This is a genomic window from Variovorax sp. GW823-FHT02B07 (assembly GCF_058797695.1).
The window spans coordinates 2,122,777-2,136,941 of record NZ_JBXAJX010000001.1 but is presented as its reverse complement, the minus strand read 5'-3'; the positions used below and the strand labels follow the sequence as shown (position 1 = coordinate 2,136,941).

The window sequence follows — 14,165 nt, the reverse complement described above, 5'->3', positions numbered from 1 at the left end:
CTGCTACTGCAGCCCAGGCGCCGCCGGCGTCTCGAACCCGCGCTGCAACAGCAGCGCCGACAACCGCGCACAGGTCTGGCGATCCGGCGCACCGAGCACGACCGACACCAGCCGGCGCTGGTCGCGCTGCGCGGTGGCGATCAGGTGCGCGCCCAGGCCCGGGAGCGAGCCGGTCTTCAGGCCGTCCACGCCGGGCACGCGGCCCAGCAGCAGGTTGGTGCTCGGGGCTTCGGCGGGCACGCCGTCGAGCCGGTCCTTGCCGGCCATCTCGAGCAGTGCCGGAAAGTCGCGCAGGACGTGGCGCGCCATCGTGAGCATGTCGACCGCGGTGGTGCGCGCCGTGCGCACCAGGCCGGCGGGGCAGGCGAAGTGCGTGTCGTGCATGCCCCAGGCCTGCGCCTGGCGGTTCATCGCCGCGACGAAGCTGTCGAAGTCGCCGCTGTGCCACGATGCCAGCGTGAGCGCCGCCTTGTTGGACGACACGACCAGCGCCGCTTCGAGCAGGCGATGCACGGGCAGCGGCGGCGCATCGGTCGCATACAGCGCGGCCGACGGATCGTCGCGCGCGGGCACGGGGTCGACGGGCACCTGCACGGCTTCGGCATGACGGTCGAGCCGGTCGTCGCGCAGCTTCTGCTCGACCAGCGCAGCGGTGACCAGCTTCGACAGCGAGGCGGGCACAAAGCTGTGTTCTGACGGCTGATGGGTCAGCAGCCGGTCGTGCGTGAAGTCGTACAGCACCCAGCTCGGCGTGGGCTGCGCGCTCTCCGTCGGCGAACCGGCGCGCCGGATCACGACGGCGGGCGGCTGGGGCATGGGGGGAAGCACGGGTGGTTTCGGCGCTGCCGCCGCAGCCGCGCGTTCGCGCGCGCGGCGTGCCTGTTGTTGCTGCTCTTTTTCCTTTTCTTCTTCCTGCAGCTCGGTCATGTTGCGAACGATCTGCCACAGCCCCGTGCCGTTGGAGCTCTTGAAGAGCACGGTGTCGTCGATGGCGACCTGTTCGAGCAGTGCGCGCTCCAGCGCCTCCAGCGTGTCGAAGGCCTGCACGGTGGCGCCCTGCGGCAAGGCGGCGGTGAGGCGGTCGTGCAGCCGCGTCATGCACTCGCCCAGCAGGAACACGCGCGCCGGATGGCACTGGACGATAGGCTCGACCAGCGCATCGTGGTGGCGCTGCGTGTCGTCGCCCAGCTCCTTCATGTCGCCGAGCACGAGCAGCTTGCGGCCCTGTTCGCCGGGCTGATCGGCCAGCGAGGCGAGCGCCGCGGTCATCGACAGCGGGTTCGCGTTGTACGACTCGTCGATGACGCGAAAGCGCCTGTGGCCGAGCGTGAACGACAGCTCCTGGCCGCGCCCCTTCACGGCGGCGAACGAGGCCAGCTGCTCGGGCACGCGCCGGCTGTCGAGCGACAGCGCATGCGCCACGGCGAAGCACACGAGGCTGTTGACGGCCATGTGGCGGCCCTTGGCGCCGAGCGTGTATTCGAAGCGCTGGCCGTCGCTGTGGGGGCGGCTGGCGCGGACGTGGCCGGTGGCCGGGTCGTGCGCGTCGAGCCGGAAGTCGGCCGATGCGGCGCTGCCGTAGGTCAGCACGCGCAGCTCGCGCGCCCGCGCACGCTCCACGAGGTAGTCGAAGTGGTCGGTGTCGGTGCAGATCACGGCCCAGGCACCGGGCTGCATGCCCTCGAAGATGTTGGCCTTGCGCCGCGCGACGTCCATCACGGTCTCGCCTTCGCCCAGGTGCGAGGCCGTGATGTTCGTGACCACGGCCAGGTCGGGCCGCACGCGCTTGATGTTCTGGTAGTCGACCGCGTTGATCGCGCTCACGGCCACCTCCAGGATCACCAGGTCGGTCTGCGCGGGCGTGTTGGCCAGCATCGACAGCATGCCCACGCGCGAGTTGTAGTTGTCGATGGTCGCGAAGCGGGTGTGCGTGGGCGCGAAGGCGTGGTCGAGCATGTGGCACACCGAGGTCTTGCCTGCGCTGCCCGTGATGCCGATGACCTTGCCCTGCAGCCGCTCCCGCGCGGCAATGCCCAGCTCGACCAGCGCCTGGATCGGGTCGTCGACCAGCAGCACCGGGAAGTCGGGCGCCAGGCCCGGCACGGGCTTGCGCAGCACCGCGCCGGCCAGCGTGGGCTGCATGCGCGCGACCGACTCCGACCAGTCCCAGTTGCGCTCGCCCTCGTTGTCGCCGAAGCGCTCGTGGGTCGCCAGGGTCCAGTAGTCGGAGGCGACGAACATCGTGGGCGACGGCACCAGCGGCGTGTGGCCTTCGCCGCGCGTGAGCGAGCGAATGAACCAACCCGGCGGCGGGGCCACGTGCCATCTGCCGCCCGTCACGGCTTCGATCTGCGCGGCGTTCCAGGTCTGCCGCGGCTCGCCCGGCTGGTCGGGCGGCAGCGACGCGGGCGCGACGACGCGGTAGCGCGGCACCGGCGGATAGCGCCACATCGGCGCGGGCGATGCCTTGCCTTCCTGCACGACGAGGTCGAAGAAGCGCGGCATGCGCAGGCGCTCCACACGACGACCATCGGGGCCGATCAGGCCGGCTTCCATCTGCATGTCGACGTCGTACAGCCGCGTGGCCAGCGGCGGGCGCAGCACGTGGACGTCGCGGTAGACCTTGCCCGGCGTCCAGCGGCTGACGGGGTGACGGCCCTGGCAGGGCGCGTGGCCGCTCGACAGGCCCCAGGCCGGCGCGGTGACGCAAGTGGCGGGGCGCGTGCCGATGTCCAGGAGCCAGTCGGTGTCGACGGGCGCGTCGGCCTGCCACCAGGTCTCGACGGTGAGCGGGCCGGGGCCGGTCATCTCGCGCGGGCGCACGCGGGCGCCGAGCAGGCGCAACGGGCCCAGCGTGAGCGGGTGGGTGAAGCGGACGTCGCGCGGCACGGCATCGAGCACCGCGTCGGCCGGCGGCTGGCGTGCGGCGGTGCGGACCGCCTCGGCCAGGGCCTCGTCGCGCAACGGCGCACCGGCGGGCGACTGCAGCAGTTTCAGAACAGCCATGGCGTCGGCGAGCGCCTGTGCCGTGTCGCCGAAGAAGCTGCCTTCGATCGCGGCCGGCTGCGCAAAGAACATCGCACGCTCGGGCCCCACGTGGCTGTCAGCGAGGCGCTGCATGCTGTGCACCAGCGCGCGGTGCATGGCGCTGCGATCGAGCCCGTCGAGCAGCGGCTGCTGGGCGGGGTTTGCGTCGAGCCGCGCGACCAGTTCGGCACCGGCCGCCAGCTGGGCCGGCAGCGCCGCCACGGCGGCGCTCTGCATGAGCGCGAAGTCGAGCGAGGCATGGAGGTTCTGCAGACCGAACTGGACGTAGCGCGGTTCGGGCCGGTAGCGCGTGAGTGCGGTGGTGGCGCGGCACAGCGCGTGGTCTTGGGCGTTAGCGTAGCCGACGGCAGCGAAGTGCTCGAAGGCCTTTTCGACCGCGCCGAACCAGCGGCGATTGCCGGTCAGCGCGTACAGCCGCAACAGCGCGACGATGGCTTCGTCGTCCTCGCGGGCGTCGCCGGAGGCTTCGGTCTTCACCGCCATCGACGGGTGGTGCAATGCGTGGGCGAAGCGCCCGGACACCGGGTCCTGCATGTGCAGCACGGCGCGCGCGAGCTGGTCGAGCAGGGGCAGGTAGCGCCGGTCGCGGCTGAGTTCGGTGTAGCGCACCAGCGCGCCGATGCAAGCGGCGTTGGCGCCCAGCGAGGTGTCGCTGCTGCCGGGCTCCACGAGGCAGGCGACGTGCGTGCCGTTGGGCAGTGCGGCGGGCCGGATCAGTGTGCGCGTCAGCCGCATGAGCGCGCGGTGGATCGCGGCCTGGCGGGTTTCGGCCTGCGCCGGGTCCCAGGCGCCGAGCAACGCGTGCACGGCGTGGGCATGGTCGGCGCCGCGGGGGGCGTCGGCATCGGGCGTGCTCGGCGCGAGCGCGCCGTCTGCTTGCACGCGTGCGGCGAGATGGTCGGCGCTGGCGGCGATCAGGCGGCGCAGCAAGGGTGCGTCGATGGATTGCCGTTCGCGGTGGCCGTCGGTAGCGATGGTGTGCACGCCGCTGGCGTCCACGTGCACCGCGCGGGTCTGGAAGGCCCAGACGGCCGTGTCGTCGTCGGTGGGGGCGTCCAGAAGGCGCAGGCGCTGGTTGTCGATCTGCGGAGCGAGCAGGGCGGTATCGCATCGCGCGTCGAAGGCCAGTCCTTCGGCGGCGGGGGAGGTCAGGGCCGCCTTGAACGCGCCCCAGTGCAGCGGACGCACGCGCCGGACCCAGTCCACGCGCAGGTCGCGCAGTGCGCCCGTGGCTTGCGCTTCGAGCGCCTGCGTGCCTTGCGCCCAAGCCGCTTCGAGGTTCTTGCCGCGGGCCGACATCACCCGTGCCTGCGTCGTGCCGTCGCTCCAGGCGAAGAAGACGAGGCAGTCCTCGAGGCCTTCGGCGGCGGGCGTCTCGTCGGGGTTCGATGCGGAGTGCAGGCCCTGCCAGGCGCTGCCTAGAAGATCGGAGAGACTCACGGCGTTGTGTCCTGTCCTGCCCGACTCGCGGCGGGTGCGGTTACAAATGGCGTTCAGTCTAGCGTTACAGATACATATTCCGCATGAGGCTTTCCATAGCTCCCTCTCTCCTCGAGATCCAGAACCTGCGCTTCGCGTACCCCGACCAGCCTGCGTTGGCCGACCGCTGGTCCGCCGCCATCGGCGAGGGCGTCACGCTGCTGTACGGCGACACCGGCAGCGGCAAGTCGACCTTGCTGCGCGTGCTGGCGGGTCAGCAGCCCGCATCGGCCGGGCAACTGCGCGCGGCCGGCGTGGCGCTCGACGCCGAACCCGCGGCCTACCGGCGCCAGGTGTTCTTCTGCGAACCCGCGTCGGAAGCCTTCGACGCGCTCAGCGTGCAGGCCTGCACGGCCTTGCTGGGCGAGGGCGATGCGGGGTTCGACAAGGCCGAATGGCAGCGCTTGGTCGAGGCCTTCTCTCTGGTGCCGCACCTGGAAAAGCAGATGTTCATGCTGTCGACCGGCTCGCGCCGCAAGGTCGGGCTGGCCGCCGCGCTCGCATCGGGACGGCCCGTGGTGCTGCTGGACGACCCGGTCGGTGCGCTCGATGCGCGTTCGATCCACGGCCTGTGGCGGGCCATCGAACGGCGCATGGCGCAGCCGGGGCGGGCGGTGGTTGTGGCGAGCAGCGAGCGCGTCACGGAGGTGCCGCTGGCCGCCTGCATCGAGCTGCCGCTGGGTTGATCAGCGGCGCGGTGTCGCCATCACGTGGTTGTCGTGCGGCTTACCGCCGAGCATGAACTGCGTGAGCCCCATCGCGACCAAGCCCTGCTTTTCGTAGAACGCGACGGCGCGCGGGTTCTTCGCGTACACCGCGAGCCACAGGCCGTCGCTGCCCGTGCGTGCGTGGGCGGCGCTGCGGGCTTCGCGCAGCAGCATCGACCCGACACCGCTGCGCTGGAAGGGTGACTGCACATAGAGCGTGCGCAGCTCGGTGTCGCAGCCCGACACCAGCGGCTGCGCGGCGCCGAACTGCAGCAGCGCATAGCCCACGAGCTGGTCGCCGACCTGCGCCACGCGCAGCGCGACATGGGGCGATTCCGACCACGCGGCGAACGCTGCCGGCGTGAAGGTCGAGAGCACGTAGCGCCCGAGCACGTCGTTCACGCCGTCGGTGGCGTAGGTGTCGAGCCAGACCTGGATCGCGAGCGCGGCAAGCGTGTGCGCGTCGGCTGCGGTGGCGGGGCGAAGGGTGACAGGCGGACGGTTCATGGTGCGGCGCATTCTGCGACAAGCGCGTCACGCCGCCTGCAGCGCCGAGCGGAACCGGCTCGGCGGTGCACCGGCCGACTTGCGCATCAGCCGCCGCAGCGCCGTGGCGTCTTCGTAGCCGACCTGCGCCGCGACCTGCTCAATGGTCATGCGGCTGCTTTCGATGAGCAGGCGTGCGCGGTTCAGCCGCACGCTCTGCACCAGCGCCAGCGCCCCCAGGCCGGTGGCGGCGCGCACGCGCCGGGCCAGCGTGCGCTGCGACATCGCGAACTCTTCGGCCAGCGCGGCCACGCTGGGCGGCGTGGGCAGTGCGGCCTCGATGCGCCGCGTGAGGCGCGCGACCAGCTCGTTGCCGTTGGACAGCATCGACGGCACGACGAACGGGGCCTGCGCCTGGCGGCCGTCGATCAGCAGCACCTTGCTCACGGCCTCGGCCAGCGCGGGGCCGAAGCGCGTGCGCAGCAGGTGCAGCATGAGGTCCGACTGCGCAAAGGCCGCGCCCGCGGTGCTCACCGGCCCGTCGGCGCAGACCATGCGGTCGGCATCGACGTGGCAGGCCGGTTCGAGGCGGCGCAGCTCGGGCGCCAGCCACCACGAGGTGGTGACGCGGCGCTGCGCCAGCAGGCCGGCCGCCTGCAGCAGGAACACGGCTGAGCACGAGGCCGCGACCGCGCCGCCGCGTGCGGCATGGCGTCGCACCGCATCGATGGCGGCGCGGGCGTGGTCGTCGGTCAGGCGCAGTGCGAGGTCGGCCGGCTTGTCGACGCCGAGGCCGGGCACGATCCACGTTGAGCCGTCGGCGCGCGCGCGGCGGGGCATGGCGAGGGTGTCGATCCGTAGGCCGTTGCTCAGCGGCACGCTGCCGCCATCGGGCGACACCACGCGCCAGGTGGGGCGAGGCATCCGGTGGCGCGGCGCGAGCGTGGCGGCGGCCGCCAGCACGTCGAGCGTGACGGCGGTGCTGGTGGCGAAGCTGCCAGGAAGAACGAGAACGGTGAAATCGCGCATGGCAGAAAACGCCCGATAGGCGTCTGAATGGACACTGGCAGTCTAGTGCGTGCTCGGGTGCAATGGGCATCGTCGCAACACCGAAAGTGCCTTCGTGTCCCACATCCTTGCCCTTGCTCCTCACGGCGCCCACCTGCACGCCCGGGAGGCCTTGCCATGACCGACCCGCTCGACGACTTCACCCGCCGCGAGATCACGCTCGACGGCGCCACCAAGGCGGTCTACGTCGCCGGCACTGGCCCGGCCGTGATCGTGATGACCGAGATGCCGGGCATCAGCCCCCACGTGGCGCGTTTCGCCCGCTGGGTGCGCGATGCCGGCTTCACGGTCTACATGCCGTCGATGTTCGGCCGCGATGGCGCGGTGCCGGATGCGGAAGAGGGCAAGGCCGTGTTCCAGCGCGCCTGCGTGAGCGCCGAGTTCCGCGCCTTCGCGGGCAACGCCTCGAGCCCGGTGACGCAGTGGCTGCGCGCGCTGGCGAGGCTGGCGCATGCGGAATGCGGCGGGCCGGGCGTGGGCGCCATCGGCATGTGCTTCACCGGCAACTTCGCGCTCACCATGATGCTGGAGCCAGCGGTGCTGGCACCCGTGCTGTCGCAGCCGTCGTTGCCGCTGGACAACCCCGGCGGCATCGAAATCTCTCAGGAAGAGATCGCCCAGGTGCGCCAGCGCCTGGAGCGCGAGGACCTGACGGTGATGGCCTACCGCTTCGAGGGCGACCGCTTCTGCCGGGCCCAGCGTTTCGCGGCGTATGCGGACGCATTGGGCGACCGCTTCGTGGCCCGCGTGCTGCCCGACAGCGCGGCCAACACGCGCGACCTGCCGTCGTTCTTTTCGCAGGTGGTGGCGAGCCCGCACAGCGTGGTGACAGCGCACCTGATCGACGAGGCCGGTCAGCCGACCATTGCGGCGCGCGACGAGATCCTTTCGTTCTTCGCGCGCCGCCTGGGGGTGCAGGATCAGGCCCGTGCCGAGGCGCCGTCGGCCGGCAGCTGACCGGTCTTCTGTGCGCGGCGGTCGAGCGCGCGGCTCCATAGCGCGATCGCCAGGCCCACGAGCGTGAGCAGCGCGGCCACCCAGCCCAGCGCGCGCAGCCCCGGGCCGTGGTCGATGGTCACGCCGCCGACCCAGGCACCCAGCGCGTTGCCGAGGTTGAAGGCTGCGATGTTCAGGCTCGACGCGAGGTTCTGGCCCGCGCCCGAAGCCTTTTCGAGCACGCGCAGCTGCATCGGCGCCACGGTGGCGAACGAGGCCACGCCGAGCAGGCCGACGAAGACCACGGCGGTGAACGGCGTGCCGATGGTGAACTGCATCGCACCGAGCACCACGGCCAGCGCCACCAGCGTGCCGAGCACGGCGGCCATCGGTGCGCGGTCGGCCAGCTTGCCGCCCAGGATGTTGCCGACGGCCAGGCCGCCGCCGAACACCAGCAGGATCGGCGACACGGCCGATTCCGACAGGCCGGTGACCTGCGTCAGCAGCGGCTGGATGTAGGTGTAGACCACGAACACGCCGGCAAAGCCGAGCACCGTCATCGCCAGGCCCAGCAGCACCTGCGGGCGGGCGAGCACGGCCAGCTCTTCGCGCAGCGGTGCCGGCTTGGCCTCGCCCTTCATGCGGGGAACGAAGGCCGCGAGCACCACGAAGGCCAGCACGCCGATCAGCGTCACCGCCCAGAAGGTCGAGCGCCAGCCCAGCTGCAGGCCCAGCCATGCGCCGGCCGGCACGCCCAGCAGCGTGGCGGCGGTGAGGCCGGTGAACATGATCGCGATGGCCGAGGCGCGGCGCTCGGGCGCCACGAGGCCGGTGGCGACCACCGAGCCGACGCCGAAGAAAGTGCCGTGCGCCAGCGAGGTGATGACGCGCGCGGTCATCAGCATTTCGTAGTTGGGCGCGAGCGCACAGGCGAGGTTGCCGAGCGTGAAGATCGCCATCAGCGCGAGCAGCACGGTCTTGCGCGGCAGCTTGCGGGTGGCGATGGTGAGCACGGGCGCGCCGACCGCGACCCCGAGCGCGTAGCCCGAGATCAGCAGGCCGGCGGCCGTGATGGAGACGTGCAGATCCGTCGATACCTGCATGAGCAGGCCCATGATGACGAATTCGGTGGTGCCTATTCCGAAGGCACCGGCGGTGAGGGCAAGAAGAGCGATGGGCATGATGCCTGTACTGTGCGGATGATCGGCCTCGATGACTAGAATGCCGCCAGTACATGCACTTGTGAATTCAAGTCACAGCTAAGGAAGCCCATGCCGCGCATCGATGTCAACCGCTCCGGTGAAATGGAGGCCTTCGTGCAGGTGGTGGAGGCGGGCGGTTTCTCGGCGGCGGCGCGGCTGCTGGACATGACGCCCTCGGCCGTCAGCAAGCTGGTGGCGCGGCTCGAGCTGCGCCTGGGCATCCAGCTGGTGCACCGCTCCACGCGCAAGCTGCAGCTCACGCCCGAGGGGCTGCATTTCTACGAGCGCAGCACGCGCGTGCTGGCCGACATGGACGAGGCCGAGCGGTGCGCCGCGGCCGGTGCGGCGCCGCGCGGGCGGGTGAGCATCAACGCCAGCGTGTCTTTCGGGCACCACAAGCTGGTGCCGCTGGTGCCGCGCCTGCTCGAGATGCATCCGCAGATCACGCTCGACATTGCGCTGACCGACCGCATCGTCGATCTGATGGACGAGCGCGCCGACATCGCGATCCGTTGGGGCCAGTTGCCGTCATCCGACCTGGTGGCGCGGCGCCTGGGCGAAACCAGCCAGGCCATCGTGGCCGCGCCGGACTACCTGGCGAAATACGGCACGCCGCGCACGCCGCAGGAGCTGGCGGCGCACAACCGGCTGGGCTGGAGTTACCGGCGCAACACGCCCGACTGGCCGTTGCGTGTCGATGGACGCATGGTGATGCTGCCGGTGGCGGGGCCGGTGCGCGCGGGCGACGGCGAGACGCTGCGGCAGCTGGCAATTGCGGGGGCGGGTGTGGCGCGCTTGTCGCTGTATCACATCCAGCACGACATCGATGCCGGCCGGCTGATGCCGCTGCTCGAAGAGTTCAACCCGGGCGAGATCGAGCCGATCCACGCGGTGTACATCGGCAAGGCCGGCACGCTGCCCGCGCGGGTGCGGGCGGTGCTCGACTTTCTGGTGGCGTGCTCGGGGGTGAGCGGCGGGCGTTACACGCTCAAGCGCACGGCGCCGATGCCGGGGAACTCGGCCGTCACCTGATCGCCGCGGCGGCAGGGCAGCACGCCGACCCACGAGCCGGTGGTGACGACGGTGCCGGCGGGCACGGTCTGGCCGTGGCGTGTGAGGTGGCGCAGCCAGATCGGCAGCAGCCAGGCCGGGTCGGCCAGCGGATGCGTGCCTTCGCGCACCACCGTTTCGGCATCGCCGATCTTCGTTTCGCAGCGCTGCGAGGCCCAGTCGACGGCGGCGTACGGTTGCCAGTCGCCGAGCACGAGTGCGCCGTGGACCTGCGAATCGGCGAGGCGCAGCAGGGCGGGCGTGGCGGCCAGGTCTTGCCAGCGGGCATCGACGATTTCGACGGAGACGGCCATGGCGTCGATGAGGGCTGCCGAGTTCTCGTGGTCGAGTGCGGCGGCTTGGGCGGGGGTGACGTCCTGGCCGAGTCTCAATGCAATTTCTGCCTCGATGCCGGGGGTGTGGAATGTGAGGTCGCTGAAGTTGGCGGGGCTTTGGCGCACGCCATGTGGGGGCAGCGGGGCATGCGTGAGGGTGGCGCTGCGGGAGCCGCCGCCGGACTTCCAGGTCTTTGGAACACCGTCGAACCAGCCGAGGGCCGCGGCTACGGCGTCTTGCACTTCATACGCTTGAGGTGCGTCTGGCAGGGCATCGATCCAGGGCGTGGCGTCGAGCGTGCGATTGGCCTGGCGTGCGGCGATGAGGGCTTCGGTGAGGGCTTTTTGGTCGGGCGTCATTTTTGGGATCTTCTCAGTTTCTTTGGGGTTCGTTTGTTCAGGGCGCGTGCCCAGGCCACCGGGTACTTCCCTCCGCGAATGTCCCCCGGCCTGCGGCCTCCTCCTTGATTTCGCTGCGGGAAGCACCCAGTGTCCTGGGCACATGGACGCGCTGTTGGTGTGCGGCCGATCAACAACCGCTCTGAACTCGCTCACGCCGATGGGGCGCCTTGCGCAGCGAAATCAAGGAGGAGGGCGAAGCCCGGGGGACATTCGCGGAGCAAGGTGCCCCGTCGGCGTGAGCGTCGCCCTGAACAAAAGCCTCAAGTCTCGACCTGTACCTTGCCGTCCTTGACGACTTTCGCCCACTTGGCGATCTCGGTGCTGATGAACTGCTTGAACTTGTCCTGCGAACCACCGCCGTCTTCCGCGCCGTAGGTGTCGAGCCGCTCCTGCACATCGGGCATCGCGAGCACGGTGTTGACGTCGCGGTTCACCTTCTGCGCGATGGCGGGTGGCAGCTTGCCGGGGCCGGCCAGGCCGTACCAGGTGGTCGCTTCGAAGCCGGCGAAGCCTTGCTCCTGCATCGTCGGCACGTTCGGATGGCCCTTGGCGCGCTTGGTGCGCGTCTGCGCCACGGCGAGCACGCGGCCGTTCTTCACGTGCGGCGTGGCGGCGGTCATGGTCTCGAAGCTGTACTGGATCTGCCCGCCCATCAGGTCGGCCAGCAGCGGGCCGCTGCCCTTGTAGGGCACATGCAGCGCATCGACGCCGCCCTGCAGCTTGAACATCTCCAGCGCCAGGTGCTGGGCCGAGCCCGCGCCGGCGGAGCCGAAGCTCACGGTGCCGGGTGCGGCCTTGCAGGCGGCGACGATGTCTTTCACGCTGAGGGCCTTCTGGCCCGGGTTGGCGATGAGCAGGTTGGGCGTGACGCCCACGAGCACGATCGGCACGAAGTCGCGCTCGACGTTGTAGCGCAGCTTGGGCTGCAGGCTGGGCGCGAGCGCGTGGCTGTTGATGTGGGCCATGAGCAGGGTGCTGCCGTCGCTGGGCTGCTGCGCCACGTAGTCGGCCGCGAGCACGCCGGCGACGCCGGCCTTGTTCTCGACGATGACCTGCTGGCCCCACATCGTCGTGAGTTTCTGCGCGACCACGCGCGCGAGTGCATCGGTGCCGCCGCCGGGTGGAAAGCCCACCACGATGCGCACGGGGCCCGTGGGCCACTCCTGCGCGAACAGCCGGGGCACGCCCAGCGTGGCGGCCGCGCCGGCGGCGGCCTGGATCAGGGAACGTCGTTGCATCTTCTTTGTCTCCGTCGGTTGGGGAATCCGATGCGTGCCGGGAGCCGCTTGCGCGGGCCCGGCAGGGTGGTGGACCGCCGCATCGTTCGAGCGATGCGCTGCGGCCGGTGTGGGTTGGCGTGCGCCGGGTTCAGGCTGCTTTTTGCAGGCCGACCGGTGCGGCCTGGTGGCTCGCGAAATAGTCCATCGCCGCCTGCACGCCGCTGCCCGCGAGCTTGATGCCGCTGAGCTTCATGCCCATCTCGACACCCGCGACCATGGCCACGAGCGTGAGGTCGTTGCTGTCGCCCAGGTGGCCCATGCGGAACATGCGGCCCTTGAGCTTGCCCAGGCCGGTGCCCAATGACAGGTCGAAGCGCTGGTGGATGAGGCGGCGCACGGCGTCGGCATCGACACCCTCGGGCGTGATCACGCCGGTGAGCACGGGCGAGTACACGGACGGGTCGGCGCACTGGATCGGCAGGCCCCAGGTGTTGACCGCGGCGCGCACGCCGGCGGCCCAGCGCTGGTGGCGCGCGAACACGTTGTCCAGGCCTTCGCCGAGGATCATGTCGAGCGACTCCGAGAGGCCGTACAGCAGGTTGGTGTTCGGCGTGTAGGGCCAGTAGCCATCCTTGTTCATCTCGACGATCTCGTCCCAGGCCCAGAAGGCCTTGGGCAACTTCGCGTGCTTGGCCGTTTCGAGGGCGCGCGGCGACAGCGCGTTGAAGCTGATGCCGGGCGGCAGCATCAGGCCCTTCTGCGAGCCGCTCACGCACACGTCGACACCCCATTCGTCATGACGGTAGTCGGCGCTGGCCAGGCCCGAGATGCTGTCGACCATGAGCAGCGCGGGGTGGCCCGCCGCGTCGATGGCCTTGCGCACCGAGGCGATGTCGGAGGTGACGCCGGTGGAGGTCTCGTTGTGCACCACGCACACGGCCTTGATCTTCTTCTCGGTGTCCTTGCGCAGGCGCGCCTCGATGAGCTCGGCCTGCACGCCGCGGCGCCAGCTGGGCGCATTCGGCAGGTGGGCGTCGGTGCCGGTGTAGGCCAGGAACTCGGTCGACAGGCCCAGGCGCGTGGCCATCTTCTGCCACAGCGACGCGAAGTGACCGGTCTCGTACATGAGCACGTGGTCGCCGGGGCTGAGCGTGTTGGCGAGTGCGGCTTCCCATGCACCGGTGCCCGACGCGGGATAGATGGCGACCGGGTGCTTCGTCTTGAAGATCTCCTTGATGCCGCCGAGCACCTTCAGGCCCAGCGTGCCGAACTCGGGCCCGCGGTGGTCGATGGTGGGCAGGCTCATGGCCCGCAGGATGCGGTCGGGGACCGGGCTGGGGCCGGGAATCTGGAGGAAGTGACGGCCGGTGGGGTGGATGTCGAGTTGCAGCATGGGCTCTCCTTGTGCGCTCAGTTTTGCATTCAAAATGCATTTATGTATGCTGGTTTACACCTATCAACCTCGGTTGTAGAGGCTATTTTTTGCATTCAAAATGCAGACAAGGGAACCCCATATGACCGCTGAAATCATCGAAATCTCCAGGCTGGCCTTGCATGACCAGGTGGTGGCGCGCCTGCGCACCATGCTGGTGGAGGGGCGCATCGCACCCGGCGCCAAGCTCAACGAACGCGAGCTGTGCCTGCAGCTGAACGTGTCGCGCACGCCGCTGCGCGAGGCCATCAAGTTGCTGGCGGCCGAGGGGCTGGTCGACCTGCTGCCCAACCGCGGCGCGGTGGCGGTGAAGCTCACCGAGGCCGACGTGCTCAACACCTTCGAGGTGCTGGCGATGCTCGAGGGCATGTCGGGCGAGCTGGCGGCCAAGCGCATCACCGACGAGGAACTTGCCGAGGTGCGCGCGCTGCACTACGAAATGATGGCCTGCTTCGCACGGCGCGACCTGTCGGGCTACTACCGCCTGAACGCGCGCATCCACACGGCCATCAACGACGCGGCGGCGAACCCGGTGCTGTCGAACACCTACCGCTCGATCAACGCCCGCGTGCAGTCGCTGCGCTTTCGCACCAACCAGGACGAGACCAAGTGGAAGCACGCGGTCGAGGAGCACGAGCAGATGGTGCAGGCGCTGGCCGCGCGCGACGCGCAGGCCATGCGCAAGGTGCTCACGGCGCACGTGCTGCGCAAGCGCGACACCGTGCTGGAGCTGCTGCGCGCCGGGCAGATCTATCCGCAAGCCAAGAGCAAGAGCACAACCAACAAAGCGAGCTGACATC

11 protein-coding genes are annotated in these 14,165 nt (G+C 70.2%); 4 read left to right on the top strand and 7 right to left on the bottom strand.

The genetic code is table 11. The features are described from left to right. Positions 1-3: 3 nt before the first annotated feature. Positions 4-4,488: a Mur ligase family protein gene (locus tag AC1RGU_RS09955; protein ID WP_492696274.1), complete on the bottom strand. Its 4,485-nt coding sequence runs from the start codon at positions 4,486-4,488 to the stop codon at positions 4-6. Between the two features lie 83 nt (positions 4,489-4,571). On the opposite strand from AC1RGU_RS09955, the gene AC1RGU_RS09950 reads away from it, so the two are divergent. Next, entirely contained in the window at positions 4,572-5,213 is a 642-nt protein-coding gene (locus AC1RGU_RS09950; RefSeq protein WP_492696272.1) for an ABC transporter ATP-binding protein, read from the top strand. On the opposite strand, the gene AC1RGU_RS09945 is transcribed toward AC1RGU_RS09950, so the two are convergent. Together AC1RGU_RS09945 and AC1RGU_RS09940 are read right to left on the bottom strand one after the other, a co-directional pair. After that, positions 5,214-5,741 carry a GNAT family N-acetyltransferase gene (locus AC1RGU_RS09945; protein ID WP_492696270.1) on the bottom strand — a complete coding sequence of 176 codons (528 nt, stop codon included), beginning with the start codon at positions 5,739-5,741 and terminating at the stop codon, positions 5,214-5,216. 27 nt (positions 5,742-5,768) lie between these two features. Further along, positions 5,769-6,749: a GlxA family transcriptional regulator gene (locus AC1RGU_RS09940; protein WP_492696268.1), complete on the bottom strand. Its 981-nt coding sequence runs from the start codon at positions 6,747-6,749 to the stop codon at positions 5,769-5,771. A 156-nt stretch (positions 6,750-6,905) separates the two neighbouring features. On the opposite strand from AC1RGU_RS09940, the gene AC1RGU_RS09935 reads away from it, so the two are divergent. Next, positions 6,906-7,745, top strand: a complete 840-nt coding sequence (locus tag AC1RGU_RS09935; protein ID WP_492696266.1) for a dienelactone hydrolase family protein — start codon at positions 6,906-6,908, stop codon at positions 7,743-7,745. Here AC1RGU_RS09935 and AC1RGU_RS09930 read toward each other — a convergent pair. Beyond that, positions 7,709-8,905 carry an MFS transporter gene (locus AC1RGU_RS09930; RefSeq protein ID WP_492696264.1) on the bottom strand — a complete coding sequence of 399 codons (1,197 nt, stop codon included), beginning with the start codon at positions 8,903-8,905 and terminating at the stop codon, positions 7,709-7,711. The two genes, AC1RGU_RS09935 and AC1RGU_RS09930, sit on opposite strands and share 37 nt — an antisense overlap. Before the next feature lie 90 nt (positions 8,906-8,995). Here AC1RGU_RS09930 and AC1RGU_RS09925 point away from each other — a divergent pair, with 90 nt between their 5' ends. After that, a complete protein-coding gene (locus tag AC1RGU_RS09925; protein ID WP_492696262.1) occupies positions 8,996-9,958 on the top strand; it encodes a LysR family transcriptional regulator in 963 nt (320 codons plus the stop codon). On the opposite strand, the gene AC1RGU_RS09920 is transcribed toward AC1RGU_RS09925, so the two are convergent. The 3 genes from AC1RGU_RS09920 to AC1RGU_RS09910 all read right to left on the bottom strand — a co-directional run bounded on the left by AC1RGU_RS09920 (position 9,907) and on the right by AC1RGU_RS09910 (position 13,326). Continuing rightward, positions 9,907-10,671: a fumarylacetoacetate hydrolase family protein gene (locus AC1RGU_RS09920; protein WP_492696260.1), complete on the bottom strand. Its 765-nt coding sequence runs from the start codon at positions 10,669-10,671 to the stop codon at positions 9,907-9,909. The genes AC1RGU_RS09925 and AC1RGU_RS09920 overlap by 52 nt on opposite strands. Positions 10,672-10,973: 302 nt before the next feature. After that, positions 10,974-11,951, bottom strand: coding sequence for a Bug family tripartite tricarboxylate transporter substrate binding protein (locus tag AC1RGU_RS09915; protein WP_070060655.1), 978 nt, complete (start codon positions 11,949-11,951; stop codon positions 10,974-10,976). Between the two features lie 130 nt (positions 11,952-12,081). Beyond that, positions 12,082-13,326: a pyridoxal-phosphate-dependent aminotransferase family protein gene (locus tag AC1RGU_RS09910; protein ID WP_307638170.1), complete on the bottom strand. Its 1,245-nt coding sequence runs from the start codon at positions 13,324-13,326 to the stop codon at positions 12,082-12,084. 121 nt (positions 13,327-13,447) lie between these two features. On the opposite strand from AC1RGU_RS09910, the gene AC1RGU_RS09905 reads away from it, so the two are divergent. Then, on the top strand, positions 13,448-14,161 hold the full coding sequence (locus AC1RGU_RS09905) for a GntR family transcriptional regulator (RefSeq protein ID WP_095745311.1): 714 nt from the start codon (positions 13,448-13,450) through the stop codon (positions 14,159-14,161). Positions 14,162-14,165 lie beyond the last annotated feature (4 nt).